Here is a 25629-nt window from a genome sequence, read left to right as displayed (position 1 = left end):
TTCCGCTGGTAGACACGGCCGGGCATCCTCGATCGCAGACAGTCGAGGAGGGGAAACACGATGGCAAGACTCATCCGGGTGGTACCGGGGCAGGATCCGGGCTTCCGGCGCGTGCGATCGGGGTCGGGGTTCCGCTACGTCGATCCGGCAGGGGACACGGCGCCCGAGGCCGATCGTGAGCGGATCCACGATCTCGTGATCCCTCCTGCCTGGCAGGACGTGTGGATCGCGGCCGACCCGCTCGCGCACATCCAAGCCGTGGGGGTCGATGGTGCCGGGCGCAAGCAGTACCTGTATCACCCGCTGTGGCGTGTGACGCGGGACCGCCGGAAGTTCGTACGTGCGCTCGATCTCGCGGCCGCCCTTCCTCGCGCCAGAGCCCAGGTCACCAGGGCGCTCGCGCAGGAGGGGCAGACGAAGGAGCGCGCTCTCGCCATCGCGTTCCGTCTTCTCGACGATGCGGCCCTGCGCATCGGGTCGGAGCGATATCTGGTTCGGCACGGCAGCCGCGGTCTCACGACGCTTCGACGGCGTGATGTGCGCGTGGCGGGCAGCGAGGTCGCCCTGTCGTTCCCGGCCAAGAGCGGTCGCACGGCATCGATCGAGATCACCGACGAGTCACTCGCCGACGCGCTCACGGACTTCGCGGCCGGGAAGTCGGGGGCCTTCCTGCTCGCGTACCGCCGGGGGCGCCGTCGCCTGCGGATCACACCCGCCGAGGTCAACGCCTACTTGCGGGAGGTCACGGGAGCGTCCTTCACCGCGAAGGACTTCCGCACGCTTCACGGGACGATCATCGCCGCGGATGCCCTCGCGCGGATCGGTGAGCTCGACAGTCGCAACCACCGGAGCCAGGCCGAGCGCCTCGCCGTGCAGGCGGCGGCGACGGCGCTCGGCAACACCACCGCCGTCGCGCGCGGCAGCTACATCGATCCCCGGGTGTTCAGTCAGTACGCCCGAGGGCGGACGCTCGATCTCTCGGTGACGCCCGAGACGGCCATCCGTCGTCTCCTCGGCGGCCCGGAGATCTCCCGGAAGGTCAACCGGCGAACAGGAGCCAGACGACGGCGATGAGCATAGGGACGAGAGGCGTCGCCACGGCAGCCAGCACCGGCCACCACCGCACGCGTGTGTCGACCCGGCGCGCCCTGGCGGCGAGCGCGTCGCCGTCGCGGCGGTAGGCCTCCGGATCGAGGGGAGCGGCAGCTTCGTCGCGATAGAGCAGGGTGCGACGTCCGAAGCGGTCATGCAGTGCCGCGATCACGGTGAGGAACCGGTGCAGCTCTGCGTCGTCGGTCAGATCGACAGCGGGGAAGTACACGTGCAGCGTGCTGTCGACGATCTCCAGGTCGAGGTCGGCGCTCGCATCGAGCAGGATCACCATGAGGTCGGGAGTGAGCACATAGAGGGCATCCGTCTCGTAACCCGTCGGTACCGACACGTCGAAGACGTCGCTGAAATCGCCCTCGAGTCGGAACCGCGATCGGCCGGTCGGGCGTCGTGGGAGCACACTGAGTGCTCCTCCGCCGCGCCGCGACCGGAGCGTGATCCGCGGCGCTTCGGACGGCAGTGGGATCCGCACCGCGCGCACCGTGTGCACGGTCGCCCCTTCGCGGTCGCCGACGACGAAGGTGCGCTCGACGCTGTCGAAGGGGATCTCGGAGCGACGCGCGTCGAGGTGGTCTCGTGCGGTGCGACTTCCGCGATCGATCTGCTCGTCGATGGAGCCGCCCCACACGTGGTCACCGATGTCCGCGCGATACTCCCAGCCGAGCGCCGCGGCGACAGCGACGAGGGCGGCACGTCGCCGCTGGTGCCGGCGGATGGTGATCGTCGAGGAGGCGACGAGCGCTGCCCCGAGGAGAATCGCCCCCACCTGGGCGAGCGTGAGGATCGCGCCCGTCAGGCCGAACCCCACGGGCAGCAGGTAGAACGCCAGGGCTCCGGCGATCCCGAGGGTGGCAAGGGACGCCGCGACGAGGATCAGACCGCCCCGCGCGCCATGCTCTGCGCGCGGGGCGGTCGCGCCGACCGAGAGCGTCGGCACCGTCAGGGCTTGTACACGATGGCGATGTTCAGCTGATCGCCCTCGCGGGCCCAGGCGAGCCATCGGGGCTCGCCCGTGCTGGTGAGCCGTTGGATCGGGATGACGTAGACGCCCTGCCCGGGGCGGCTCAGTGCGCGGAACTCGGGCTTCTTCGAAATCCAGATGGTGCCGCCACCGTCCCAGGGCTCGAGGCATGTGTAGACATAGCCGTGCGCGCGTAGGTTGACCCGGTCCGTGAGGGCTTCCGCCTGCTGCTTCAGCTCGGAGATGATCTCCTCGGGGACCTTCCCGTCGAGGGTGAAGGCCGCCACGTCGTACACGTTTCCCTCGCCGTAGTCCCTCGTGGTGAGCAGCGTCAGCTCGGTGACCCCCTTATCGGAGGCGCGGGTCCACAGCGCGTGCGAGTTCTTCGCGCGCTTGTTCATCAGGAACCCGCCGAAGTTCATTTTCTGGAAGGAGAAGTCGTCGAGCTTCGCCGCGATCTCTGCGCGTGTCGTCATGGGTGTCATGTCCTTGTCCGGGAGGTCGGATGGCCTCTCCGTCGAGTGAGCCTAGGGGCGCTGTGCGTCGGTCCGTCCGACTCCGAACGACCCCGAACGAGCGCCATCCGCAGGCGCACGACAGCGTGCCATAGGCTCGACTCATGCCCGCCCCGATCACCCTCGATGAGCTCTGTCTGGGCCTCGGACGGATGCGTGCGGATGCGGGATCGCCGTCGTACGCCGAGATCGCCCGAAGGATCGGCAGCCTGCGCGAAGGCGCCGAGCCTCCCAAGGTGACCGTCTACGACTGCTTCCGCCCCGGACGGCGGCGGGTCGACGATCGTCTGGTCGGCGACATCGTGCGTGTGCTCGGCGGTGGGCGCACCGTGGCGGCTCGCTGGCGTGAGAGCGCACGCGCCCTCAACGGTCAGAGATCGGGAGTCCACGTCGAGGTGACCCTCGGGCCACGAGACGCCGCCGGAGCGGATGTCGGGCGGGAAGCGCTGTTGGCTGCGGTGCCCGCAGCGGACGTCCTCATCCTCACCGGCCTGCCGGGAGCGGGCAAGACCACTCTCGCCTCTGCGCTGGCCGGTCCGTCGCCGGTGCTCACCGTGCACCTGCGCGAGTCGGAGCCCGACCGCCCGCACGCCGACCCGATCGACATCCTGCGGCGCATGCTGGGAGCGCTCGGCGTCCGCTCTCTTCCGTACGAACTGCCGCGTCTGCGGGAGCGGCTGCGGGCCACAGCCCGCGACATCACCGTGATCATCGAGGATGCGGGCGATGCGGGCCGCCTCGCCGCGCTGCTGGTTCCCGGTGTGCGCTTCATCGTCACAGCCCGCGTCGACCTGGCCGACCTCGAGCAGCGCCTCCCGTCGGCCGGCGTGCATGTGGCGAGGGTCGTCGTCCCGCCGATGTCGAGTGGCGAAGCCCGTCGCCTCCTCGCTCGTCTGCTGCCCGTCGAGGACGGGGCGACCGCGAAGGGCGCGGAGGCAGCCCTGCGCGCGGATGCGCTGCGTCGCATCGTCGCGGTCGGAGGGGGGCTCCCGCTCGATCTCGTGATGCTGGCGGGAATCGTCCGTGAACACGAGGGCTGGTCGTTCCAGGACCTCGCCTCGAGATTCGAGCACGAACCTCGCGACGCGCGCATCCGTCCGGTCCTGGAGGCCGCGACGCGTTCCCTCTCTCCGGCAGAGGCTGACCTTCTCGCCGACGCCGCCCTGCTGGATAGGGACATCGAGGAGGGCGTGCTCGTCGCCGCGGCTGGTCCGTCCGCCGCGCGGGATCTGCGCCGTCTGCACGCCCGTCATCTGGTCGAGCTGCGTGAGGGCCATGTGCACATGCACGATACGGTCTTCGCCTTCGCGGCAGAGCGGTCGCGGTCGCTGCGTCCTTCGTCGGTGCGCCGACGCTTCGTGCACCGATCCGCGTCCGAGGTGCTCTCCCGGATCGGGGAGGATCCCGACTTCGCCGCACGTGAAGTCTCGACCGTGCTCGCAGTCGCGACGGCAGCCCGTGAGCACGGCCTCGACTCCGCCGTCGAGCAGGTGGCGATCGCGGCGCATCCGGCGCTCTCGCGCTGGTCGCTCTGGAGCGAATCCCTGCGACTGCACGACTTGGCGGCGCGAGGGGAGGGGCTCGATCTCGTGCCGGACATCGCGCTCGGCGTGGCGCACTGCGCGGAGAAGCTCGGGCGCCTCGACGAGGCGCTCATCACGCTGCAGCGGGTGCGTCGCATAGCCGCGGGATCGGCTCTCGCCCGCACCTGGAACCAGATCGGCAACGTCCAACGGTGGATGAGTCACCTCGATGAGGCGCTGGAGTCGTACGAACGCGCGGTCGTGCAGGCGCGAGAAGCACGGGACCGTGTCGTGGAGGGGCGCGCCACCGGCAACCACGCCGACACCCTGCGCATCCTCGCCCGATATCCGGAGGCGCTGGAGGGGTACGCCCTCGCCCTGTCGATGGCGCGGGCGGAAGGCGACGATCTCAATGTGGCCGTCGTGCGCGGCAATCGTCCGCTGCTGCTCCTCGCGATCGGGCGACTCGACGATGCGGAGGGTGAGCTGTACGAACTGCTGGCCGCGTCGGGCGGGGAATCCCTGCCTTTCGTCCGCCGCACGCTCGCCCTCGTCGCCGAGGCGCGGGGTGACGACAGCAAGGCCAGCGACCTGTCCGCGGTCGCGATGCAGAGCCTGCAGACGGCGAGGGAGTTCGCGACCTCAGCCGATCTCGAGCTTCTCGACGCGCGGATCGCCGGTCGAGCCGGAGATGTCGTGAGGGCGCGGACTGCAGCGGAACGGATCCTCCGAGAGGCGGAGCGTGCGGGCTCGCCGCTGATCGCGACGGAGGCGGCGAACTCGCTCGCCGAGATCCTGGTGTCGGCAGCCACGAGGGGTGCAGAGGATGCGGATGGCCTCCTCGAGGAGGCAGAGCGGCATGCCCAGGAGGCGCGCAGCATCGCCGAGGCGACCGGTGATCGTGCAGAGGTGGCTCGCAGCGATGCGATCCTCGCCGCTGTCGCGCGATCGAGAGGCGATCAGCCGACAGCTCTCGAGCGCGCCCAGGCCTCCGCACAGGTGTACGCCGAGATCGGACACCGCCTGCAGAGCGCGTGACGCCTCGGACCACGGCGGTTCGTGCGGCATCCGGATGCCAGGATGGATGCATGGACACCGCCAACCTCACCCGCGAGGAGACCGCAGCGCGATCCGCTGCCGTCACCGTGCACCGCATCCGCGTCGAGCTCGACCTGACCGGCGCGCCGGAGCGCGCTCGCACCGGGTTCCCGACCGTGACGACGCTCGAGTTCTCGTCGACGGTCGACGCCACCTGGCTCGACTTCGTCGGCGAAAGCGTCCGGAGGGTCTGGGTGAACGGCGAGGATCAGGAGATCGTCTATGACGGTGCCCGCATCTCGCTCTCCGGCCTGGTGGACTCCAACGTCGTCCGCGTCGAGGCGATCGGCGCGTACAGTCGCTCCGGTGAGGGCCTGCACCGGTTCCACGATCCGGTCGACGACGAGACCTACCTCTACACGCAGTACGAACCGGCCGACTCGCGGCGCGTGATGGCCTGCTTCGAACAGCCCGACATGAAGGCCGAGTACACCTTCGTCGTCGACGCGCCCTCCGGATGGGAGGTGCTCTCGAACCAGTCTCCGACGCACACCGATCTCGGTGTCGGCGTGCAGCGCGTGGAGTTCGCACCGACCCTGCCGATCTCGAGCTACATCACTGCCGTGGCTGCGGGACCCTACTCGCGGGTGGACGGCGAGTGGCGTCGCGACGCGCAGAGCGTCGCCCTCGGCGTATTCGTCCGCCGGTCACTCGCCGCGCACCTCGAGGCCGAGGAGATCCTCGAGGTCACACGCCAGGGCCTGGACTTCTTCACCGATGCCTTCGCCTATCCGTATCCGTGGGGCAAGTACGACCAGATCTTCGTTCCGGAGTACAACCTCGGGGCGATGGAGAACCCGGGCTTGGTGACGTTCACGGAGTCGTATCTCTCCCGTGGGGCGGCGACCGACGCGCAGCGCGCCGCGCGAGCCAACACGATCCTGCATGAGATGGCGCACATGTGGTTCGGCGACCTGGTGACGATGATCTGGTGGGACGATCTGTGGCTCAAGGAATCGTTCGCCGACTACATGGGCGCCCATGCGTCGGCCGTCGCCACGCGCTATCACGATGCGTGGGTCACCTTCGCCGCCAGGCGAAAGGCATGGGCGTACCAGCAGGACCAGCTGCCGACGACGCACCCCATCGTGGCGGACATCACCGATCTCGAGGCCGCGAAGCTGAATTTCGACGGGATCACCTACGCCAAGGGCGCAGCCGTGCTCAAGCAGTTGGTCGCCTTCGTCGGGGACGAGGCGTTCTTCGAGGGCGCCCGCCTCTACTTCGCCGCCAACGCGTTCGGGAACACGACGCTCGACGATTTCCTGGTGCAGTTGAGCGCCGTCTCGGGGCGGGACATGAGCGATTGGTCGGCGGCCTGGCTGCAGACCTCGGGCATGTCCACGCTGTGGACCGAGACCGAGGCGGACGGGCGGAGCATCCTCGTGCAGACCGACCCTCGCCCGCATCGGCTGCGCATCGGGCTGTATGAGCGTGTCGACGGCCGGGTCGTGCGGCGCGAGCAGCGTGAGCTCGATGTGGTCGGCGAACGGACCGAGATCGACCTCCCCGATGCCGATCTGGTGCTGCTCAACGACGACGACCTCACCTATGTGAAGGCTCGTCTCGATGCGCGTTCGCTCGCGACGGTCGAGGAGTCCCTCTCTGCGATCGACGACCCGCTGGCGCGGGCCCTCGTCTGGTCGTCGCTGTGGAACGCCACCCGCGACGGCGAGCTCGCGGGGGCGCGGTACGTCGAGATCGTGCGTACCCATGCGCCCGCGGAGTCCAACATCGGGCTGTTGACGGGTGTCCTCGCGAACGCGAGCTACACGATCCGCCACTTCGTCGCGGAGGCGAGCCGCGACCAGGAGCAGCGGCGCTGGGTCGAGACCGTGTGGAGCACACTGGAGGCTGCGGATGCCGGGAGCGACGCGCAACTCTCCTGGGCCCGTGCGTTCGCGACGGCATCCGCCTTCGACGACGGGCATCAGGAACAGGTGCGGGCACTGCTGGACGGGCAGGCACCCGACGGCCTCGTGATCGATCCTGATCTGCGCTGGCAGCTCCTCACGGCTCTGGTGACCACCGGGCACGCCGATCTTGCGGATGTGGCCGCAGAGCAGCAGCGGGACGACACGGGCGACGGACGCACAGCCGCACGGCGGGCGCGGTCGTCGCGACCGGATGCCACCGTGCGCCGCGAGGCATGGGACTCCGCTTGGAACGACCTCGCGCTCAGCAACGATCACCTCGATGCCGAGATCGGGGGTTTCCGCGCCGGCGGGCGCCGTGATCTCGTCTCCGGCTTCGATGACGAGTACTTCGCGCGGATCGGGCAGGTCTGGGGCGCGCGCAGCATCGAGATCGCGCGACGGCTGGTGGTCGGGCTGTTCCCGGCCGGCGATTCGTTGGAACCGGTCGATGCATGGCTGGCCGCGAACGCCGAGGCGCCGGCCGCTCTCCGGCGGCTCGTGATCGAGCAGCGGGATCACCTCGCGCGTGAGCTGAGGGTCAGGGCCGCGCAGGCCTGAACCTGTGGGCCCTGTCCGGTCCGACGGTCGCTGGCTTCTCGACGATCGCGCCCGACGGGTGTGGTCGCGGGTGAGCGGATCGCTCACCGGCGCGCGGCGTCAGGTCGTCGGGGCCGTCCGCAGCTGAGCGGATGTCTCGTGCCCGAGCGCGCGCAGATCGGGGCGGTCATCGCTCGAATGGCAGAGGATGATCGCGATCGCGGCCGCCCAGGCGCGTGCCCGCACCCAGGTCGCCTCGTCGTATCGGCGTCCCGTGGCTCGGCGGAACACATGTCGGCCTTCTGCGTCGAAGGCGAGCCATCCTGCGGCGAGGTCGTAGGCCGGGTCGCCGGCTGTGACGTCGCCGAAGTCGATCAGAGCCGACAGCCGATCACCGTCGACGAGGATGTTCCCGGGGTGCAGGTCGCCGTGGATCCAGACGGACTCGGTCGCGGGGGCGGCGTCGAGCCCGGTCTGCCAGATGTCGGCGAGATTCTCGGCCATCGTCGCGGGAAGGTCTGCGAGGCGGGAGCGGATGCTGTCGTCCCGTACCGCCAGCGGCACCCCGCGGACCGGGTTCCGGGGTGCGTCTGCAGGTGCATCGCGGTGGAGGGTGAGCAGGACGGCAGCGAGGTGAGCGGCCCAGACCGTGTTGTCCCGACGGGGGCGACCGAGAGCCTGACCGCCGGGCAACCACGGCACGATCGACCAGTGCCAGGGGAAGTGCGAGGTCGGCGAACCCGCGAACACCGGTAGGGGCGTGCGGACGTTCGCCGCAGCCAGGTGCATCGCGATCAGGGGGAGCGCACGTTGCTCGTGCCGAATCAGCGGTGCCGCCTGGAGTCGGCGGGGGATGCGCACCACGAGATCCGCCCCGAGACGCCAGGTGACGTTGTCCCATCCTTCGGCAGACCGCATCAACGGAAGTGTTGCCAGGTCCGGTGCGACGGTGCGGACGAGTTCGCGGACGTCGCGCTCATCGAGTGCGACCTCCGCGCCGGGGGAGTCCGCCATGCTCAGAGATCGAGGGAGTCGCCGGGCTCCAGCACGAAGAACTCGCCGCCGCCCTGTTCCGTGGCCCACTGCAGCCGCTGCCTGTGCATGTTCTTCCCGATCACCGACAGCGTCATGTCATGGGTCCCGAAGGAGCGACGAGGGGCGACCGCCAGCACGAAGTCCATCGCCTCGCCGATCTTCAGCCAGGGAGCGCCGAGCGGCGCGGCGAGAGTGCCGACCGCGACGCCCTCGGGGACAGCGTAGGAGTCGCCGGGGTAGTAGAGCTCGTCGTTCACGAGCACGCCCACGTTCTCGACGGTCGGGAGGGAGGAGTGGATGACTTCGTGGGATCCCCCGAAGAATCGCAGGGTGAACCCGCCGACGTCCACGGTGTCGCCGGGGGAGACGACGGTGATGTCATATCCCTCTGCGGCGCGGGCGACGCCGGCGGGGGCGAAGATCGGCGTGCCGGGTGCCGCGTGCAGGAGCCTGTCGAAGTGGTCGGCCGTCCAGTGGTCCGGGTGCTCATGAGTGATCACGACGCCGACCAGATCGGCGAGGTCGTCCAGGGGTGCCGTGAACGACCCGGGGTCGATCAGAAGGGTCTTCTCGTTCGCATCGAGACGGAGGGCGGCATGTTCGAACTTGGTGACGCGCATGGGAAGAGTCAACTCCTTCCGCTCGCGCACGGCAAACGTATTCGGCGGCGGATTCGGTGCGCCACGCCCGGGATTCGGGTGAGGGTGGCGTCGATTTGGCGCAGTGAGAATCGCCGTGGCATACTTGAACGGTTGTCGCGGGATGGAAACGTTCCGCCAGACGGCCCCATCGTATAGCGGCCTAGTACGCTGCCCTCTCACGGCGGTAACGCGGGTTCGAATCCCGCTGGGGTCACACAACAGAGAAAGCCTCCGGTTCGCCGGAGGCTTTCTTGTTTCTCCGCCTCAGTTCCGGGGATTCAAGGACAGGGTGCGGAACGTCCGGTTCCTCAACGGCAGGATCATCAGGGCCATCATCGCGCCCCCGAAGAGTGCGAACGGCACACCGACGGTCGTCACCGATGCGAGAGCGCCGAAGCCGGCCATCGCGAGCGGCATCAGACAGTCGTCGCCGAGGCGCGTGAGCGCGCCCATCCGGCCGAGGTAGGCCGTGTCGACGGTCGCCGAGAAAGTGGCGCTGAGCAGCACCGAGGCGTATCCCGCGGTCGCGCCGATCACGAACGCGGCTGCAGCGACGGTCCAGGCCGGACCGAACCCGAGCGCGACGATGCCTGCCCCCTGCACGACCAGCGCCCAGAACCCGGCGCGCGCCTCGTGACGCGGCCGCCACTTCGCCACCGAGACGGCCCCCAGCGCCGCGCCGACACCGAGGAGCGCTTCGAAGAGCCCGACCGCCTGAGCGCCCCAGCCCTCGTCGTGAGCACGGAGGGCGAGTCCGAGCCCGATCGCCGGACCGACCGCCAGATTCAAGCCCGACAGCGCGATCACGAGTGTGCGGGTCGTGGGGTTCGCGGAGAGGTGGGTGAACCCGCGGGCGATGCCGCGCAGCGCGGATTCCTTCCCCGCGCGGGCGAGGCGGAAGCGCGGGCGCAGCCAGATCGCGATGAAGGCGACGACCACGGTGAAGGTCAGGGCGTTCACCGACGCGCTTGCGGCAAGGCCTGCGTGCGCCACGACGAGTCCGCCTATCGCTGCACCTCCCATGGTCCCCAGGCGTGACGCCGTCTGGGCCGCAGCTCCGTAGGACGGAAGATCGACAGCTCTGACCAGCTGGCGCGCGATCGTCCCGGCTGACGGCTCGTAGAACGCATCGCACACCCCGAATGCGATGGCGGCGAGGAGGAGGACCGCGATCGAGGGTGGTGTCGTGAGCACCGACACGGCCACGGCGACCAGGACGCCGACGCGGAGCACGTTGAACGCGAGCATGATGCGGCGGGCGTCCGCGCGGTCGGCGATCACCCCTCCGAACAGGAGGATCACCGCGCGGGGCACCGTACCTGCGGCGACGATCAGGCCGGCGATCGCGGGGGAGGCGATCTGCACGGCTGTCCAGGCGAGGGCGATCGTCCACAGGGCGTCACCGGCATCGGAGAGCGCCTTCACACCGATCCATGCATGCGCGAGGTGGTCCCGGCGGAACGCAGGAGGCGCGGTCACCTCGACGGGCTCGCTGACCGTCGCCATCACGGCTCCGTGGGGAAGGCGTGCGCGAAGACGAAGACGGGGACGCGCTCCTGACCGTCGTCGAGGTCGATGCCCTCCTGCCACTCGCGGATCGTCCCGAGGATCCGCGCGGAGAGGTCGCGCAGCTCGTCGGCCGATGCCCAGGCGGTCGTCTCCGTGTTCGAGCCGTCGTATCCCGCGTACGCGGGGTCTCGGCGACTGCGGTGCCAGCGCTGCAGCCGGTCTATCTGCATCCGGATGCCCTGCCGCTGGGCTTCGCGCGCGAGCAGGGCATCGGCGGGGGAGTCCGCGTAGTCGTCGGTCGACCAGGTCAACCCGCGTCGAGCCACCTTCCACCAGCTGGTGCGCTTGTCACCGGCGGGATCCGGTGCGCGTTCGACGACGCCTGCGCGCTCCAGCATCCGCAGATGATGGCTGATGCTGCCGACCTGGCTGTCGAGTGCGCGCGCGATCGCGGTGACCTGTGCGGTGCGGTACAGGAGCAGATAGTCGTAGATGCGGCGGCGCAGCGGGTGATGCACGGCGGTGATCACGGAGATGTCTTCCACGGGGGAAGACGCTAGTCCCGAGGTGACAGACGCACAAGACTTCTTGTATACCTCGGAATATCAACGAGAAGGGTTGCCCGGAAGCATCCGGGCGAGCCTTCTCCTACGGGGCGGCGTCAGTTCTCTTCGACGGATGTCCCGCTTGAGGATCCCGCGGTGTCACGGCGGTTGCGACGCGTCCGGCGCAGGAGCCAGACGAGGAGCACGACCACCCCGGCGAGTGCGAGCCACGGGAGGATGAAGCCGAGGGCGATGACCAGTGCGTTCAGCGACACCACGAGACCGTTCCAGCCGGCCAGCAGGCCGTCGCCGAAGCCGGCCGGGTCGGCCGTCGTCGGTGCGCTCGCCTTCGTCAGCTGCACCTGCAGGGAAGACATCGCGACCTGGTCGTCGAGAGCGGCGAGCTGCTGCTCGTAGGATTCGAGCTGGGCCTGGCGGTCGGTCAGTGCGACCTCGGCCTCGATCAGCTCGGACACACTCCCCGATTGCGCCATGAGCTGCGTGAGCCGTTCGACCGATGCCTTCGTGGAGTCGACACGGGCGCGCAGATCGATCGCGGCAGAGGTCACGTCCTGCTTCGACGTCGACGACGAGAGCACCTCTCCGGTGTCGGCGAGAGCGGCGATCACGTCGGGAAGATCCGCCGACGGCACCCTGATGCCGACCCAGCCGTACGCCGAATCGGCGGTATCGGTGGCGGGATCGGTGCGGCCGTCGAGCGGGACCGACTTCCCGATCTCCGTGCTCTCGACGTAACCGCCGCGCTCCTCGGCGAGGGCCGCGATCGCCGCCGCCGCCTCCGGGATGCTCTTCACCTGAACGGTCGCCTGCGCGGTGGCGATGATCTCGCGCCCGCTCTCCGCGTCAGCGGCACCGGGGAGCGTCGCCGCGTTCGCATCGGAGGTCACGGCGCCGTCCGGCAGCGACTCGGGGGCCACGCCCGTGAGCCGCTCGGGCGACGAGGGTGCGGAGTCGGCGATGGTGCCGCTGGAGAAGCCGATGCCTTCGGCCGTCACGGAGGCTCCCCCGCCTACGGCGCCGAGGATGGGGGGCGTCACGAGCACGCCGACCACGAAGGCCGCGGCGATACCGCCGCCGGTGAGCCACCGCCGCCGACGAGCACGGGACGTGGCCTCGGCCGGGCGCGCCGGAGCGCGCTCGGAGGCGATCTCGGCGAAGACGGCGTCTTCGATACGGGCGATCGTCTCGTCCGAGAGGGCGGGCAGGTCGCTGCCGCTGATCTTGTCGTTCATGCGTCTCTCACTTCCGTCACGGCGCCACGCAACTGCGTGCGTACTCGAGAGAGACGGTTCCTGACGACGGCGTGGGTCACCCCGAGCTCTTCCGCAGCCGCCTGATAGGCATAGCCCTCAGACGCGCACAGACGGAAGATTTCACGATCGAGTTCGCTCAACGTGCCCACTTCTCGGGCTATCCGCGCCGCCAGCTCGGCCGTGATGACCTGCTCCTCGACGCTCACCGTGTCCGGCAGCAGGGTCTCGTCCACGGCCTCGGCGGTGTGCGCCTGATCGCGCCGACGCTGACGGAGCCGGTTGGCTGCCTGGAATCGGCAGATCGTGGCCAGCCACGGCAGGATCGACTCGCCCTGGAGCTCGAGGTCGGGGATCTTCCGCCAGGCGACGACGAACGTCTCCTGGGTCACATCCTCGGCGTCGGACGGCGAGGCGAGGATGCCCTGCGCGATCCAGTACACGGGACGCACGTGTGCGCGGTACAGCTCGCGAAAGGCGTTCTCGTCGCCGGCCGCGGCCTGCGCCGCCCATCTCTGATCAGTTGTCTGCAGGGGCATCCTGGTTCCGTTCGGTGTCTCTCACGAGGAGAGTGTCGATCGATGCCCCATCGTCTCAGATCCGGTGCAGGGGATTGCGTGCGGGCCGCAGGGAGTTTCCGACGACATCCGTCCCCACGGATGCCACGGCTCCGGTAGCATTGCCCGGGCGAGAGGGAGTATCCCGAATCCGCGCGTAACGTCATCACGAGCACCGTCATCGCTGCTCCGGGCGCGCGACGCACATGTGTGCGGGGGAGAGACTTTCGACTCATTCCCGACCCCTCCGCGAAAGGTGCAGTGCGCCCTTGGAAATCCCCGTCTGGTTCGAGATCACCTCGATGGTCGTCCTCACGATCATCCTGATCGGCGACCTGCTCCTCATCCGGCTGCGGCCGCACATCCCCTCGACGAAGGAGTCCACTCTCTGGGTCGTCTTCTACGTCGGGCTCGCGCTGCTGTTCGCGGTGCTCCTGGGCAATGTCGGAGGTTGGCAGAACGCGGGTGACTTCATCACCGGATGGGCGCTGGAGTACAGCCTCTCCATCGACAACCTGTTCGTCTTCGTCCTGATCATGGCCCAGTTCGCCGTGCCGCGGCGGCTGCAGCAGCAGGTGCTCATGGTCGGCATCATCATCGCGCTCATCCTGCGTGGCCTGTTCATCCTCGCCGGCGTCGCGATCGTCGAGAACTTCTCACCGATCTTCTACATCTTCGGTGCCTTCCTCATCTGGACGGCGATCCGTCAGGCCATGCCGGACGGCGATCACGAGGGCGAGGTGCAGCGGGAGAACTTCATCGTCCGCCTGCTGCGTCGCCGCGTCGACATCAGCGAGACGTACGACGGGTCCAAGATCCGCACCACGGTCGACGGCAAGCGCATGTGGACGCCCATGGTGATCGTCTTCATCACCATCGGTGTCACCGACCTGATCTTCGCGATCGACTCGATCCCCGCGATCTTCGAGATCACCACCAACGGCTTCCTCGTCTTCTCGGCCAACATCTTCGCGCTGATGGGGCTGCGCCAGCTCTACTTCCTGCTCGGCGACCTGCTCGACCGTCTGCGCTACCTGCACTACGGCATCGCCGTGATCCTCGGCTTCATCGGCGTCAAGCTGATCCTGCACGCTCTGCACGTCAACGAGCTGCCGTTCATCAACGGCGGCGAGCATGTCGAGTGGGTGCCCGACATCAGCAACATGGTCTCGCTCGGCGTGATCCTGGCCTCGATGACCATCGCGACCGTCGCCAGCCTGATCGCGTCGTCTCGCGAGAAGCGCGCGGCGAGGTCCACGACGACCGTGGAGTGAGATCATGGCGGCATGACCCGCCACTGGACTCCCCTCGCCGTCGTCTATCTCGTGCTGGCGGTGGTCGGTCTGATCGGCACCTGGACGTTCAACGTGCTGGCGATCACGCAGATGGTGGACTTCGTCGGCGATCTCGTCGGCAGCGGTCCGGCGGTGTCGTCGATCACGGTCGATCTCCTGATCGTGGCGATCGCCGGCAGCGTGTTCATCATCGTCGAAGCGCGACGGATCGGGATGCGGAGGGGCTGGCTCTATGTCGTGCTGTCCGCAGTGACGGCGTTCGCCTTCACCTTCCCGCTCTTCCTGGCGATGCGCCAGCGCCACCTCACCCGTCTGACCACAGAAGCTCGGCGTCGAGCGTGAGGTCGATGATCTGACGAAGCAACGCCCCCACCGTCGCGGACTGCAGCAGCGCGTACCTGTCGTAGTCGCCGAGGGGAGCGATCGCGGCGAGCTGCCACGCGGCGGCGATCGGATCGTCCGAGAGCTCGGTGTCGGCATCCCACTGCGCCTCGGGGGCGCGGGCGAGTGTCCGTCGCACGATCGCCTCCGCTTGCGTGCGCAGCGGGGTGAGCTCGTCGCTCCAGTCGAGCTCGGGCAGCGGCGTGACCTCGGCGCGGGGATAGGGGTCGTCATCCAGCCACTCGTCGACCGTGAAGCGATCGGTGCCGACGGCGACCGCCAGCAGAGCGTCGGCACCCGCGGAGACGCTGATCAGCCGAGCCATCGTGCCGATGCCACTGCGCCGATCGCCACCGCCGACCTCGTGGCCGCGTTCGATGAGCACGACACCGAACCGCGGGTCCTCCTCATCCAGGAGCCGCCCGATCATCGTGAGGTACCGCGGCTCGAACACGCGCAGCGGAAGCGGGGTGTGCGGGAAGTGCACCGAGCCGAGCGGGAACATCGGGATGGCGGTCATGGCACCAGTCAACACCGAGAGACGTAAAGTGAACAGATGCGCAGACCTCGCCCCCTCACCCCGTCAGCCGGGCAGGAATCCGTCTGGGACTATCCGAGGCCGCCGCGCGTCGAACCGGTCGCCGACCGCGTCACGATCCGCCTCGGCGGTGACCTGATCGCCGATACCCGCGATGCCGTGCGCGTGCTGGAGACCAGCCACCCTCCCGTGTACTACCTTCCGATCGCCGACTTCATCCCCGGTGCGCTGGTGGAGGCCCCCGGCGCCTCGTTCTGCGAGTTCAAGGGCACCGCCCGCTACTTCGATGTGCGCGGCGGAGACACCGCTCGCCCTGGAGCGGCCTGGAACTATCCGCACCCGTCTCCGGGCTTCGAGGCGCTGACCGACCGGGTCGCCGTGTACGCGGCGCCGATGGACGAGTGCACCGTCGGGGACGAAGTCGCGGTCCCGCAACCGGGTGGGTTCTACGGCGGGTGGGTCACGTCTGGGGTCGTCGGCCCCTTCAAGGGCGTTCCCGGCTCCATGGGCTGGTGACGTTCGGCCTGACCGCCGCTCAGAACGCGCGCAGGTTCGCCTGCAGGCCGCCGTCCGCATACTCCCGACGGAGGATGCCGCGCCGTCGGAGCACCGGCACGAGCTCGTCGAGGGTGCGGTGGAGGGTGACCGGATGGAAGTCCCCCCACAGCAGGACGCCGTCGTTGCCCCATTCGCCGAGCTCTTCGATCAGGTCGGCGAACTCCTCGGCCGTGCCGACGAAGCCGGTGCGGTCCGAGATCCGGCCTGCACGGGCGAGCGCGCTGAGGTGTGCGCGCAGTGGCGCCTCCTCGCCCCGGTCGCCGATCAGACGCTGGATGCTGCCGCGGGAGACGTGCGCGCCGAAGACGGAGAGGTCGAGCGGCCGGTCGAGGTCGAGCGACGTGAGATCGGTCTCGAGGTCACTCGACTGCTTGCGGGCGATCTGCACGAGCGCGGCATCGTCGGGGTGTGCGGACGCGGCCACGATGCGGTCGGCCTCCTCCGCCGAGGGCGTGATCACAGGCTGGATGGCGAAGAGGATCTTGATGTCCTCCGGACGTCGTCCGCTCTCGGTCGCCGCGTCGTGCACTCTGGCGCGGTAGTCCCGCACGGACTTCTCGTTCAGGGGCGCCAGAGCGAGTTGGACGTCGGAGTTCGCGCCGGCGAAGCCGAGCCCTCGGCCCGAGCCCCCGGGGGAGACGATCGCAGGGTCCCCGTCGGTGAACGGCACGGCGTTGAGCGGGCCGTCGAAGGCGAAGTGCTCACCGCGATGCTCGACCGCACGCAGGCGGGTGCCGTCGGCGTAGAGATCCGTCTCCCGATCGGCGAGGAGGGCGCCGTCGTCCCAGCTGCGCCAGAGGGCGCGGATGCCGTCGAGCCATTCCTCGGCGCGGTCGTAGGCCTCGTCGTGCCCGAGCTGCGGGGCCGCGGAGAAGTGCCGTGCGCTGCCGGTGTCGGTGACCACGTTGAGACCCAGGCGATGGCCGCTGAGGTGCTGCAGCGTCGCGAACTGCCGGGCGGCCGTGTAGGGGAGGTACGCGGCGGGATTCACCGTCGGCACCACGCCCAGGTGCCTGGTCGCCTGGAACAGATAGGGAGCCAGCAGGAGCGGATCGTGCTTCGGGCCGCCGAACGCGTGCCGGACGCGCAGATCGATCGTCGAAGGCGATCCCAACGAGGGCGCGTCCTCGATGATGACCAGATCGAAGCCGGCCTGCTCCAGGGTGCGCGCGGCGTCCTGATAGATCTCGGGGCGCGTCCAGTCGTAGTCCCATTCGAGGGACGGATAGCCCCAGCCCTGCGGTCCGAAGCCGCGGGCGAGGAACCAGCCGAAGTGCTGAGGGCGGCTCATGCCACCGTCTCCCGCACGTTGTGGAGCACGCGGGACAGATCCGCGATCAGATCGTCGACGTCCTCGATGCCGATCGACAACCGCAGGGTGCCCGGCCGCACGCCGAGAGCCTCGCGCTCCTCCTCGGTGCGCTGGGCATGACTGGTGGTCCCGGGGTGCAGCACCAGAGAGCGCACATCTCCGATGTGGGTCATGTGGGTGAAGACCCGCACGTGCTCGACGAATCGGCGTGCCGCGGGGAGCCCGCCTCGCAGGGTGAAGGTGAAGATCGAGCCGGACCCGCCCTCGAGGTAGCGCGTGCCGACCTCGTGGTCGGGGTGCGAGGGGAGCCCGACGTAGTCGACGCTCTCGACTTCCTCGTGCCGTTGCAGCCACTGGGCGATCTGCAGGGCGTTGCGAGACTGGCGCTCGACTCGCAGGCCGAGCGTCTCGACGCCCTGTCCGATCAGGAAGGCGTTGAGAGGGGAGGGCGATGCGCCGAATCGCGGGGCGACGGATTCGCGGGCGTAGGCGATGCGGGCGCGGCCCCCGTGGCGGGCGAAGACGCTGGGTGCGTCCCCTCGGCCGGGGAGGACGAGATGGGGCGCGTTGTGACCGGAGAGAGCGGCGTCGAAGCGCCCGTCGTCGACGATGACGCCGCCGAGCACGGAGCCGTGCCCGGCCAGGAACTTCGACGCGGAATGGACCACGATCGCCGCGCCGTGCTCGAGAGGGCGCAGCAGTGCCGGCGTCGCCAGCGTGTTGTCGACGATCAGTGGGATCGCGTGCGCATCGCCGACGTCGCTGATGGCGCGGACGTCGAGCACGTCGTTGCGGGCGTTGGCGAGCGACTCGGCGAACAGCGCGCGGGTGTTCGGGCGGATCGCCGCCCGCCAGGCATCCGCATCGGCGATGTCGTCGACGAACGTGGTCTCGATGTCGAGCCGAGCGAGGTTGTCCAGGAACAGGCCCCTGGTGCCTTCGTAGATGTGGGTGGACGACACGATGTGATCGCCCGCGCCGGCGACGGTCAGAAGGGCCGTCGCCACTGCTGCCTGGCCGCTGGCTACGAGCACGGCGTCGGCGCCGGACTCGAGGGCTGCGAGCTGGCGTTCCACGGCGCGCACCGTGGGGTTCCCTGTGCGGGTGTAGCCGAAGCCGGTGCCGGTGCTGAAGTGGTCGGCCGCGTGATCGAAGTCGTCGAACTCGAAGCCCGCCGTCAGGTAGATGGGCGTCGCGCGGGAGCTGGCCGTCTCCCGGCTTCTCGCCGCGTGGACCGCGCGGGTGGCGAAGCGGGCGGTGTCGACGGTCATGCGGTGCCTCTCGGTCGTTCGGGTGCTCAACAGAGTGTCATGACGGGTCGGAGCACGTCGCAGCGGTGGTAATCTGACGTCATGCGGACCGTGCTCCTTCTTCTTAGGCGCCGCGACGAGACCTCGATCTGAGCCCCTCCTCGTCGCGGAGTCCATCGTGGGCCGAACCGCCAGCCACAGGAGACACGCAATGACCACCCCCGCACACGGTGCCGCTTCCGCACGCCGCAGGACTCTCGCCGAGAAGGTCTGGGACGACCACCTCGTCGTCAAGGGCGAGAACGGCGAGCCGGACCTCATTTACATCGACCTGCACCTCGTGCACGAGGTCACCAGCCCGCAGGCGTTCGATGGCCTGCGCAGCGAGGGGCGGCCGCTTCGTCGCCTCGACCTCACGATCGCGACGGAGGATCACAACACTCCGACGTGGGACATCGACAAGCCGATCGCCGACCTGACCAGCCGTACGCAGATCGAGACGCTGCGGCGCAATGCCGCCGAGTTCGGGGTGCGTCTGCACTCGCTCGGCGATGCGGAGCAGGGCATCGTGCACGTGGTCGGGCCCCAGCTCGGGCTGACCATGCCCGGCATCACCGTGGTCTGCGGCGATTCGCACACCTCGACCCACGGCGCGTTCGGCGCGATGGCGTTCGGTATCGGCACCAGCGAGGTCGAGCACGTCATGGCCACGCAGACCCTGCCGTTGAAGCCTTTCAAGACCATGGCGATCAACGTCGAGGGCACGTTGCGCCCCGGTGTGACGGCGAAGGACATCATCCTCGCGGTGATCGCGAAGATCGGTACCGGCGGGGGACAGGGCTACGTGCTCGAGTTCCGCGGCAGCGCCATCCGTGCGCTCTCCATGGAGGGCCGCATGACGATCTGCAACATGTCGATCGAGGCAGGGGCCCGCGCCGGCATGGTCGCCCCCGACGAGACGACGTTCGCCTACCTCGAGGGTCGCCCGCACGCGCCGAAGGGGCAGGACTGGGAAGACGCCGTCGCCTACTGGCGCACGTTGCCGACCGATGAGGGTGCGACCTTCGACGCCGAGGTGTTCATCGATGCCGACCAGCTCGAGCCGTTCGTGACGTGGGGGACCAACCCCGGTCAGGGCAGCTCCCTTTCGGCCGCTGTGCCCGACCCCGCCGAGATCGACGACCCGAATGAGCGCGCAGCCGCGGAGCGGGCGCTGGAGTACATGGACCTGAAGCCGGGGACACCGCTCAAGGAGGTTCCGGTGGACGCGGTCTTCATGGGTTCGTGCACCAACAGCCGCATCGAGGACCTCCGGGCGTTCGCGTCGATCATCGAGGGCAAGAAGAAGGCCGACGGCGTGCGCGTCATGGTCGTGCCCGGATCGGCCAGGGTGCGGCTGGAAGCCGAGGCGGAAGGCCTGGACAAGGTGATCAAGGACTTCGGGGCGGAGTGGCGATTCGCCGGATGCTCGATGTGTCTGGGCATGAACCCGGATCAGCTGGCTCCGGGCGAACGCTGCGCCTCCACCTCCAACCGCAACTTCGAAGGACGCCAGGGCAAGGGAGGGCGCACGCACCTCGTCTCGCCTCTCGTCGCCGCAGCGACCGCCATCCGCGGCACCCTGTCCAGCCCGAGCGACCTGACGGAAGGGTTCTGAATCATGGAGAAGTTCACCACTCACACCGGCATCGCCGCTCCGCTGAAGCGTTCGAACGTCGACACCGATCAGATCATCCCTGCGGTGTTCCTCAAGCGCGTCACCAAGACCGGATTCGAGGACGCGCTGTTCCATGCGTGGCGCCAGGACCCGGACTTCGTGCTCAACCAGCCAGCGTTCCACGGGGCCTCCGTGCTCCTGGCCGGCTCCGATTTCGGCACCGGTTCGAGCCGCGAACACGCGGTGTGGGCCTTGCGGGACTTCGGCTTCAAAGTGGTGCTGAGCCCGCGTTTCGCCGACATCTTCCGGGGCAATTCGGGCAAGCAGGGGCTGCTCGCCGCGACGATCTCGGAAGAGGATCTCGAGCGGTTCTGGGCCGAGATCGAGCGGAATCCCGGGGTCCGGATGACCGTCGACCTCGAGGCGCGCACCGCCTCGATCGGTGACGTCCAGGCCGAGATCGGGATCGACGATTACACTAGATGGCGGCTCCTCGAAGGGCTCGATGACATCGGGCTCACGCTGCGCAACGAAGACAAGATCGCGCAGTTCGAGGCCCGTCGCGAGTCGTGGCGGCCCCGAACCCTTCCCGTTCAGTAGACGGTGGGGGCGGGGGAGCCAGGGGCAACCCGCCCCCGAAATCCGTAAATGAAGTGAGGCTCCGAATGACGACACCTGTGCGCGACGCTCTTCCGGACGGAGTCCCTGCACTCACCGGAGACGTCCTCGCCATTCGAGGCGGACGACCGCTTCGCGGTCGGGTCGACGTCAAGGGGGCGAAGAACCTGGCGACGAAGGCCATGGTCGCCTCCCTCCTCGGTGAGACCGTGAGCACGCTGCGCGACGTGCCGGCGATCAGCGATGTCGCCGTCGTACGCTCGCTGCTCGAGGTGCACGGCGTTCGCGTGTCCGAGGGCGATGAGCCCGGTTCGCTGGTGTTCGACCCGAGCGACGTGGAATCCGCGCACTTCGAGCAGATCGACGCTCACGCCGGTGCCTCGCGCATTCCGATCCTCTTCTGCGGCCCGCTGCTGCACCGTCTCGGTCAGGCGTTCATCCCCGACCTCGGTGGATGCCGCATCGGTGACCGGCCCATCGACTTCCACCTGGACGCTCTGCGCAAGTTCGGTGCGATCGTCGAGAAGCTGCCCAGCGGCATCCGCCTCTCCACGGGGGGAAGCCGCCTGCACGGGGCGAACATCCACCTCCCGTACCCCAGCGTCGGTGCCACGGAGCAGGTGCTCCTCACTGCTGTGCGCGCCGAGGGCGTCACGGAGCTGCGCAACGCCGCCATCGAGCCCGAGATCATGGACCTGATCGCCGTGCTGCAGAAGATGGGCGCGATCATCTCCTACGAGCCGAACCGCGTCATCGTGATCGAGGGCGTCGAGAAGCTCCGCGGCTACGACCACCGCTCGATCTTCGACCGCAACGAGGCCGCGTCCTGGGCCTCCGCCGCGCTCGCGACCGATGGCGAGATCTTCGTCGGCGGTGCGAAGCAGCAGGAGATGCTCACCTTCCTCAACATCTTCCGCAAGGCCGGCGGCTGGTTCGACATCCAGGAAGACGGCATCCTCTTCCGTCGCGACGGCGAGATCAAGCCCGTCGTGATCGAGACCGACGTGCACCCCGGCTTCATGACGGACTGGCAGCAGCCTCTCGTCGTCGCCCTGACGCAGGCGCACGGCCGTTCCGTGGTGCACGAGACCGTGTACGAGAACCGCATGGGCTTCACCGACGCGCTGGTCAAGATGGGTGCCGACATCGTCGTGCACCCCCGTGGCCTCCAGGACGGTCCGCGTCGTGTTCCGCGTCGCGACCTCGAGCAGGCTGCGGTCATCACCGGTCCGACGCCGTTGCACGGCGCCGACATCGTGGTTCCCGACCTGCGCGGGGGCTACAGCCACGTGATCGCGGCGCTGACGGCCACCGGCGAGTCGAAGGTCTCCGGTGTCGACATCCTCAGCCGCGGCTACGAGAAGTTCCTCGCCAAGCTCGACGCGCTCGGCGCCGACTTCGACGTCATCCGGTGACCGCGGTGACGTCCCGGTCATCGGAGACGACGCGGCCGAGCATCTTCTGGCCGCTCGCCGCGCTGATCATCCCTCCCGTCTCGCTGATCGCGAAGATCCGCGTGAGCGGTGCGGAGAAGCTGCCGCGCGAGGGATCGTACGTGCTCGCCCCGAACCACTACTCGGAGTTCGATCCGCTCATCGTTGCCGTCGCCGTATGGCGGTCCGGTCGCGCGCCGCGGTTCATGGCCAAGGAGAGCCTGTTCAAGGTCCCTGTGCTCGGCTGGTTCCTGCATCGCACCGGGATGATCCCGGTCGCGCGCACGTCTTCGGCGTCGTCCGCACGGCAGACGATGAAGCAGTCGGAAGAGCTCGTCGAGCACGGTCGGGGCGTGATCGTCTACCCCGAGGGCACGCTCACGCGCGATCCCGACATGTGGCCGATGCGCGGCAAGTCCGGCGCGGTGCGTCTGGCCCTCGCCGATGGCATCCCCCTGATCCCGATGGCGCAGTGGGGTACCCAGGCGATCATGGGGCGCTACCAGAAGGGCCTGAGCCTGTGGCCGCTGCGCAAGCCGGTCAGAGTGCTCATCGGCGACCCCGTCGATGTCTCCGATCTGCGCGAGCGGGCAGGAGAGCCTGCGGCCCTCACCGAGGCGACGAACCGTCTGATGAACGCGATCACCGCGCTCCTCGAAGAGCTGCGCGACGAGAAGGCACCCGCGGAGCGCTGGAACCCCGCGAGCCACGGACAGAAGGAGACCGGACGCCTTGACTCCTAAGAGAACCGCTGCGGCCGGGCCGCGGGCCGCGGTCGTAGGATCTGGCAGCTGGGGAACCACGTTCGGCAAGATCCTCGCCGACGGTGGCGCTCAGGTGACGATGTGGGCTCGGCGCCCGGAGCTGGCCCAGGAGATCAACGAGGCCAAGCGCAACTCCCGCTATCTGCCCGGCATCAACCTGCCGCGCACGATGGCGGCGACGCACGAGCTCGCAACCGCTCTGGACGGCGTGGATCAGGTCTACCTGTCGGTGCCGAGCCAGTCGCTGCGGGAGAACCTGAAGGCGCTGCGGCCGCTGCTCGCCGACAGCGATGCCAAGATCATCAGCCTCATGAAGGGCGTCGAGCGCGGAACCGGACTGCGCATGAGCCAGGTGATCCAGCAGGAGCTGCGCTGCGACCCCGATCGCGTCGCCGTGGCCTCGGGGCCGAACCTCGCTCTCGAGATCGCCCGCGAGCAGCCGACCGCCGCCGTGATCTCCTCGCGCAGTCAGGAGACGGCGGAGATCGTCGCGCGCGCAGCTCGGAACAGCTACTTTCGCACCTTCGTGAACACCGATGTGATCGGCACGGAGTTCGGCGGCGTCCTGAAGAACCTGATCGCGGTGGCCATCGGCATCGTCGACGGCGTCGGCTACGGCGAGAACACCAAGGCGTCGATCATCACCCGAGGTCTCGTCGAGATGACCGACTTCGCGGTGGCGAACGGGGCTCACCCCGAGACGCTCCAGGGGCTTGCCGGGCTCGGCGACCTGATCGCGACCTGTCAGTCGCCGCTGAGCCGGAACAACACCGCAGGGCGACTGCTCGGTCAGGGCTACAGCTTCCAGGACGTCGTGAAGCAGATGCAGCAGACGGCCGAGGGATTGGCCTCCGTCGCGCCCGTCCTGCAGCTGGCGCGCGAGGCCGAGATCGACATGCCCATCGTCGAGCAGGTGAAGATGGTGCTCGACGGCAAGATGAATCCGCGGGACATCGCACCGCACCTGACGACGGACGACGACACCCCGCAGGGTGAGAGGACCAACCATGGACAAGCAGACGGTGGTGGTGCTCTTCGGCGGGCGCTCCAGCGAGCATTCGATCAGTTCCGCAACGGCGGGGGGCGTGCTGGGCGCGATTGACCGCGACCGCTACGCCGTGATCCCGGTCGGGATCACCCGGGAAGGCGCGTTCGTCCTCGAAGACGACGATCCCGCGAAGTTCCCGCTCGACGCGGCGCATCTCCCCGAAGTGGTCGACAACGGCACGCGCGTGCTCTGGCCGGAGCCGGGCGGCGACCGCACCCTGCGCGTTGTGCAGACGGACGGCACCGTCGAGGGACTGGGAGAGATCGACGTGGTGCTGCCGATCCTGCATGGACCGCACGGCGAGGACGGCACCATCCAGGGCTTCTTCGACACGCTGGAGGTCCCTTACGCGGGCGGTGGGGTCCTCGACTCCGCACTCTGCATGGACAAGCACTTCATGAAGATCGCGCTCGAGGCCTCCGGCATCTCGGTCGCTCCTTGGGTGACGGTGCGCCGCTCGGACTGGGATCGCGATGCCGCAGTCGTGCGTGCGAGGGCCGCGGAGCTGGGCCTGCCGGTGTTCGTGAAGCCCGCACGTGCGGGCTCGAGCGTCGGGGTGTCCAAGGTCGAAGCCGCCGACGAACTGGACGCGGCCCTGGCCGTGGCCTTCGCCGAAGACGACAAGGTGCTGATCGAGACCGGCGTGAGCGGTCGCGAGATCGAGGTCGCGGTGCTCGAGAGCGCCGACGGGGTCCGGGCATCTCTTCCCGGCGAGATCGTGCTGACCTCGCGGGGCTTCTACGACTTCGAGGGCAAGTACCTCGGCGGCGACGGCGTGGACGTCGTGTGCCCGGCGGAGGTGACCGACGCGGAGCTGGCGGCCATCCAGCAAGCGGGCATCCGCGCGTTCGAGGCCGTCGACGGTCGTGGGCTGGCCCGCGTCGACATGTTCCTGACGCCGTCGGGCGAGCTCGTGGTGAACGAACTCAACACGATGCCGGGCTTCACCCCGATCTCGATGTTCCCCAAGTGCTGGGTCGCCTCGGGCCTGAGCTACGGCGATCTGATCACCGAGCTCGTCGAAGCCGGTCTGCGCCGCTGAGCGCGCGGTTCCCCGCGGCGATCAGCTCGCGGGGAACTCGACGCGGTCCGTGCACTGTCCGGTCGCGGGCTGGAGCCCGGACTGGATGCTGGCGGAGATCTTGTCGACGATCGCCTGGAAGTCGATCTGCTCGCCGCGGCGGATGGTCACCTCGACCGCGGGGTCGCGTCCGAACGTGACCAGCCTCTGACGCTCCTCTTCCTGCTCGAGGACCAACCAGTCGACGCCGCCGAGGGTGGTGCACACGAGTGCAGACGGTGCGGGGGGCTCGACACCGCAGCGCAGCACGACGGTGGGTTCTCCCCAGGCACCTGTCGCCTGCGCGTCGGTCCAGACCCGATCGAATCCGCCGACGGTCTCCGGCAGCAGCACGGAGACGTTCGCGCATGCGGGGTTGTTCGCATCGGCGGCGGGTTCGAGGTGCACGGTGGTCGAGCAGCCGGCGAGCATCGCGGCCAGGGACACCGCGCCTGCGAGGACAGCGAGGCGACGGGAGCGGGGCATGCTTCCAGGCT

24 protein-coding genes and 1 tRNA gene are annotated in these 25629 nt (G+C 68.9%); 13 read left to right on the top strand and 12 right to left on the bottom strand.

Going from position 1 to position 25629, the window contains the following annotated elements:
- Window positions 1-60: 60 nt before the first annotated feature.
- Entirely contained in the window at window positions 61-1074 is a 1014-nt protein-coding gene (locus D514_RS33620) for a DNA topoisomerase IB (protein ID WP_031206197.1), read from the top strand.
- On the opposite strand, the gene D514_RS33615 is transcribed toward D514_RS33620, so the two are convergent.
- Together D514_RS33615 and D514_RS33610 are read right to left on the bottom strand one after the other, a co-directional pair.
- A complete protein-coding gene (locus D514_RS33615; protein WP_017830781.1) occupies window positions 1040-2047 on the bottom strand; it encodes a hypothetical protein in 1008 nt (335 codons plus the stop codon). The two genes, D514_RS33620 and D514_RS33615, sit on opposite strands and share 35 nt — an antisense overlap.
- Before the next feature lie 2 nt (window positions 2048-2049).
- A complete protein-coding gene (locus D514_RS33610; RefSeq protein WP_017830780.1) occupies window positions 2050-2547 on the bottom strand; it encodes a hypothetical protein in 498 nt (165 codons plus the stop codon).
- A 143-nt stretch (window positions 2548-2690) separates the two neighbouring features.
- Between D514_RS33610 and D514_RS33605 the strand changes: the two genes are divergently transcribed.
- Window positions 2691-5147 carry a tetratricopeptide repeat protein gene (locus tag D514_RS33605; RefSeq protein WP_031206194.1) on the top strand — a complete coding sequence of 819 codons (2457 nt, stop codon included), beginning with the start codon at window positions 2691-2693 and terminating at the stop codon, window positions 5145-5147.
- Window positions 5148-5197: 50 nt separating this feature from the next.
- The gene (pepN, locus tag D514_RS33600; RefSeq protein ID WP_017830779.1) at window positions 5198-7681 is read left to right on the top strand and encodes an aminopeptidase N; all 2484 of its coding nucleotides are present in this window, start codon (window positions 5198-5200) and stop codon (window positions 7679-7681) included.
- Window positions 7682-7780: 99 nt separating this feature from the next.
- Here pepN and D514_RS33595 read toward each other — a convergent pair whose 3' ends face one another.
- Together D514_RS33595 and D514_RS33590 are read right to left on the bottom strand one after the other, a co-directional pair.
- Window positions 7781-8674: an aminoglycoside phosphotransferase family protein gene (locus D514_RS33595; RefSeq protein ID WP_017830778.1), complete on the bottom strand. Its 894-nt coding sequence runs from the start codon at window positions 8672-8674 to the stop codon at window positions 7781-7783.
- Between the two features lie 2 nt (window positions 8675-8676).
- Entirely contained in the window at window positions 8677-9315 is a 639-nt protein-coding gene (locus D514_RS33590; protein WP_017830777.1) for an MBL fold metallo-hydrolase, read from the bottom strand.
- A 162-nt stretch (window positions 9316-9477) separates the two neighbouring features.
- Between D514_RS33590 and D514_RS33585 the strand changes: the two genes are divergently transcribed.
- Window positions 9478-9550, top strand: a tRNA-Glu gene (locus D514_RS33585).
- Between the two features lie 50 nt (window positions 9551-9600).
- On the opposite strand, the gene D514_RS33580 is transcribed toward D514_RS33585, so the two are convergent.
- The 4 genes from D514_RS33580 to D514_RS33565 all read right to left on the bottom strand — a co-directional run bounded on the left by D514_RS33580 (window position 9601) and on the right by D514_RS33565 (window position 13200).
- Window positions 9601-10842: an MFS transporter gene (locus D514_RS33580; RefSeq protein ID WP_017830776.1), complete on the bottom strand. Its 1242-nt coding sequence runs from the start codon at window positions 10840-10842 to the stop codon at window positions 9601-9603.
- Window positions 10842-11390 carry a helix-turn-helix domain-containing protein gene (locus tag D514_RS33575; protein ID WP_017830775.1) on the bottom strand — a complete coding sequence of 183 codons (549 nt, stop codon included), beginning with the start codon at window positions 11388-11390 and terminating at the stop codon, window positions 10842-10844. The genes D514_RS33580 and D514_RS33575 overlap by 1 nt, the downstream gene beginning before the upstream one ends.
- Window positions 11391-11506: 116 nt before the next feature.
- Window positions 11507-12643 carry a DUF4349 domain-containing protein gene (locus D514_RS33570; RefSeq protein WP_017830774.1) on the bottom strand — a complete coding sequence of 379 codons (1137 nt, stop codon included), beginning with the start codon at window positions 12641-12643 and terminating at the stop codon, window positions 11507-11509.
- Complete coding sequence (locus tag D514_RS33565) at window positions 12640-13200, bottom strand: RNA polymerase sigma factor (protein WP_017830773.1); 561 nt, start codon at window positions 13198-13200, stop codon at window positions 12640-12642. Before D514_RS33565 ends, D514_RS33570 begins: the two co-directional genes overlap by 4 nt.
- A 287-nt stretch (window positions 13201-13487) precedes the next feature.
- Here D514_RS33565 and D514_RS33560 point away from each other — a divergent pair, with 287 nt between their 5' ends.
- Both D514_RS33560 and D514_RS33555 read left to right on the top strand, forming a co-directional pair.
- Window positions 13488-14492: a TerC/Alx family metal homeostasis membrane protein gene (locus tag D514_RS33560; protein ID WP_017830772.1), complete on the top strand. Its 1005-nt coding sequence runs from the start codon at window positions 13488-13490 to the stop codon at window positions 14490-14492.
- Window positions 14493-14504: 12 nt separating this feature from the next.
- Window positions 14505-14855, top strand: coding sequence for a DUF2834 domain-containing protein (locus D514_RS33555; protein WP_017830771.1), 351 nt, complete (start codon window positions 14505-14507; stop codon window positions 14853-14855).
- On the opposite strand, the gene D514_RS33550 is transcribed toward D514_RS33555, so the two are convergent.
- Window positions 14818-15414, bottom strand: coding sequence for an LON peptidase substrate-binding domain-containing protein (locus D514_RS33550; RefSeq protein ID WP_017830770.1), 597 nt, complete (start codon window positions 15412-15414; stop codon window positions 14818-14820). The two genes, D514_RS33555 and D514_RS33550, sit on opposite strands and share 38 nt — an antisense overlap.
- Window positions 15415-15450: 36 nt before the next feature.
- Between D514_RS33550 and D514_RS33545 the strand changes: the two genes are divergently transcribed.
- Window positions 15451-15948: a DUF427 domain-containing protein gene (locus D514_RS33545; protein ID WP_017830769.1), complete on the top strand. Its 498-nt coding sequence runs from the start codon at window positions 15451-15453 to the stop codon at window positions 15946-15948.
- Window positions 15949-15967: 19 nt separating this feature from the next.
- On the opposite strand, the gene D514_RS33540 is transcribed toward D514_RS33545, so the two are convergent.
- Both D514_RS33540 and D514_RS33535 read right to left on the bottom strand, forming a co-directional pair.
- The gene (locus D514_RS33540; protein ID WP_017830768.1) at window positions 15968-17281 is read right to left on the bottom strand and encodes an LLM class flavin-dependent oxidoreductase; all 1314 of its coding nucleotides are present in this window, start codon (window positions 17279-17281) and stop codon (window positions 15968-15970) included.
- Entirely contained in the window at window positions 17278-18573 is a 1296-nt protein-coding gene (locus tag D514_RS33535) for an O-acetylhomoserine aminocarboxypropyltransferase/cysteine synthase family protein (RefSeq protein ID WP_017830767.1), read from the bottom strand. Before D514_RS33535 ends, D514_RS33540 begins: the two co-directional genes overlap by 4 nt.
- Before the next feature lie 190 nt (window positions 18574-18763).
- Here D514_RS33535 and leuC point away from each other — a divergent pair, with 190 nt between their 5' ends.
- The 6 genes from leuC (at window position 18764) to D514_RS0119605 (ending at window position 25114) form a co-directional block, all read left to right on the top strand.
- On the top strand, window positions 18764-20209 hold the full coding sequence (leuC, locus tag D514_RS33530; RefSeq protein WP_017830766.1) for a 3-isopropylmalate dehydratase large subunit: 1446 nt from the start codon (window positions 18764-18766) through the stop codon (window positions 20207-20209).
- A 3-nt stretch (window positions 20210-20212) separates the two neighbouring features.
- Window positions 20213-20809, top strand: a complete 597-nt coding sequence (gene leuD / locus D514_RS33525) for a 3-isopropylmalate dehydratase small subunit (RefSeq protein WP_017830765.1) — start codon at window positions 20213-20215, stop codon at window positions 20807-20809.
- Between the two features lie 65 nt (window positions 20810-20874).
- Entirely contained in the window at window positions 20875-22242 is a 1368-nt protein-coding gene (gene murA, locus D514_RS33520) for a UDP-N-acetylglucosamine 1-carboxyvinyltransferase (RefSeq protein WP_017830764.1), read from the top strand.
- Window positions 22239-23003, top strand: coding sequence for a 1-acyl-sn-glycerol-3-phosphate acyltransferase (locus D514_RS33515; RefSeq protein WP_017830763.1), 765 nt, complete (start codon window positions 22239-22241; stop codon window positions 23001-23003). The genes murA and D514_RS33515 overlap by 4 nt, the downstream gene beginning before the upstream one ends.
- Window positions 22993-24126: an NAD(P)H-dependent glycerol-3-phosphate dehydrogenase gene (locus D514_RS33510; RefSeq protein ID WP_031206191.1), complete on the top strand. Its 1134-nt coding sequence runs from the start codon at window positions 22993-22995 to the stop codon at window positions 24124-24126. Before D514_RS33515 ends, D514_RS33510 begins: the two co-directional genes overlap by 11 nt.
- Window positions 24032-25114: a D-alanine--D-alanine ligase family protein gene (locus D514_RS0119605; protein WP_017830761.1), complete on the top strand. Its 1083-nt coding sequence runs from the start codon at window positions 24032-24034 to the stop codon at window positions 25112-25114. Before D514_RS33510 ends, D514_RS0119605 begins: the two co-directional genes overlap by 95 nt.
- A 21-nt stretch (window positions 25115-25135) precedes the next feature.
- On the opposite strand, the gene D514_RS0119600 is transcribed toward D514_RS0119605, so the two are convergent.
- Window positions 25136-25618: a DUF3515 domain-containing protein gene (locus D514_RS0119600; RefSeq protein WP_017830760.1), complete on the bottom strand. Its 483-nt coding sequence runs from the start codon at window positions 25616-25618 to the stop codon at window positions 25136-25138.
- Window positions 25619-25629: the final 11 nt, after the last annotated feature.

The organism is Microbacterium sp. UCD-TDU (assembly GCF_000340625.1).
Lineage (GTDB): Bacteria > Actinomycetota > Actinomycetes > Actinomycetales > Microbacteriaceae > Microbacterium > Microbacterium maritypicum.
The sequence above is the reverse complement of the archived record's forward strand: the minus strand, read 5'-3'. Positions and strand labels throughout refer to the sequence as shown.

What these genes read in the sequence shown, in the direction of transcription:
- D514_RS33620 (WP_031206197.1), top strand. Translation starts at nt 61, where the DNA reads ATGGCAAGACTCATCCGGGTGGTACCGGGGCAGGATCCGGGCTTCCGG.
- D514_RS33610 (WP_017830780.1), bottom strand. Translation starts at nt 2,547, where the DNA reads ATGACGACACGCGCAGAGATCGCGGCGAAGCTCGACGACTTCTCCTTC.
- D514_RS33605 (WP_031206194.1), top strand. Translation starts at nt 2,691, where the DNA reads ATGCCCGCCCCGATCACCCTCGATGAGCTCTGTCTGGGCCTCGGACGG.
- pepN (WP_017830779.1), top strand. Translation starts at nt 5,198, where the DNA reads ATGGACACCGCCAACCTCACCCGCGAGGAGACCGCAGCGCGATCCGCT.
- D514_RS33595 (WP_017830778.1), bottom strand. Translation starts at nt 8,674, where the DNA reads ATGGCGGACTCCCCCGGCGCGGAGGTCGCACTCGATGAGCGCGACGTC.
- D514_RS33590 (WP_017830777.1), bottom strand. Translation starts at nt 9,315, where the DNA reads ATGCGCGTCACCAAGTTCGAACATGCCGCCCTCCGTCTCGATGCGAAC.
- D514_RS33580 (WP_017830776.1), bottom strand. Translation starts at nt 10,842, where the DNA reads ATGGCGACGGTCAGCGAGCCCGTCGAGGTGACCGCGCCTCCTGCGTTC.
- D514_RS33570 (WP_017830774.1), bottom strand. Translation starts at nt 12,643, where the DNA reads ATGAACGACAAGATCAGCGGCAGCGACCTGCCCGCCCTCTCGGACGAG.
- D514_RS33565 (WP_017830773.1), bottom strand. Translation starts at nt 13,200, where the DNA reads ATGCCCCTGCAGACAACTGATCAGAGATGGGCGGCGCAGGCCGCGGCC.
- D514_RS33555 (WP_017830771.1), top strand. Translation starts at nt 14,505, where the DNA reads ATGACCCGCCACTGGACTCCCCTCGCCGTCGTCTATCTCGTGCTGGCG.
- D514_RS33550 (WP_017830770.1), bottom strand. Translation starts at nt 15,414, where the DNA reads ATGACCGCCATCCCGATGTTCCCGCTCGGCTCGGTGCACTTCCCGCAC.
- D514_RS33545 (WP_017830769.1), top strand. Translation starts at nt 15,451, where the DNA reads ATGCGCAGACCTCGCCCCCTCACCCCGTCAGCCGGGCAGGAATCCGTC.
- D514_RS33540 (WP_017830768.1), bottom strand. Translation starts at nt 17,281, where the DNA reads ATGAGCCGCCCTCAGCACTTCGGCTGGTTCCTCGCCCGCGGCTTCGGA.
- D514_RS33535 (WP_017830767.1), bottom strand. Translation starts at nt 18,573, where the DNA reads ATGACCGTCGACACCGCCCGCTTCGCCACCCGCGCGGTCCACGCGGCG.
- leuC (WP_017830766.1), top strand. Translation starts at nt 18,764, where the DNA reads ATGACCACCCCCGCACACGGTGCCGCTTCCGCACGCCGCAGGACTCTC.
- leuD (WP_017830765.1), top strand. Translation starts at nt 20,213, where the DNA reads ATGGAGAAGTTCACCACTCACACCGGCATCGCCGCTCCGCTGAAGCGT.
- murA (WP_017830764.1), top strand. Translation starts at nt 20,875, where the DNA reads ATGACGACACCTGTGCGCGACGCTCTTCCGGACGGAGTCCCTGCACTC.
- D514_RS0119605 (WP_017830761.1), top strand. Translation starts at nt 24,032, where the DNA reads ATGGACAAGCAGACGGTGGTGGTGCTCTTCGGCGGGCGCTCCAGCGAG.
- D514_RS0119600 (WP_017830760.1), bottom strand. Translation starts at nt 25,618, where the DNA reads ATGCCCCGCTCCCGTCGCCTCGCTGTCCTCGCAGGCGCGGTGTCCCTG.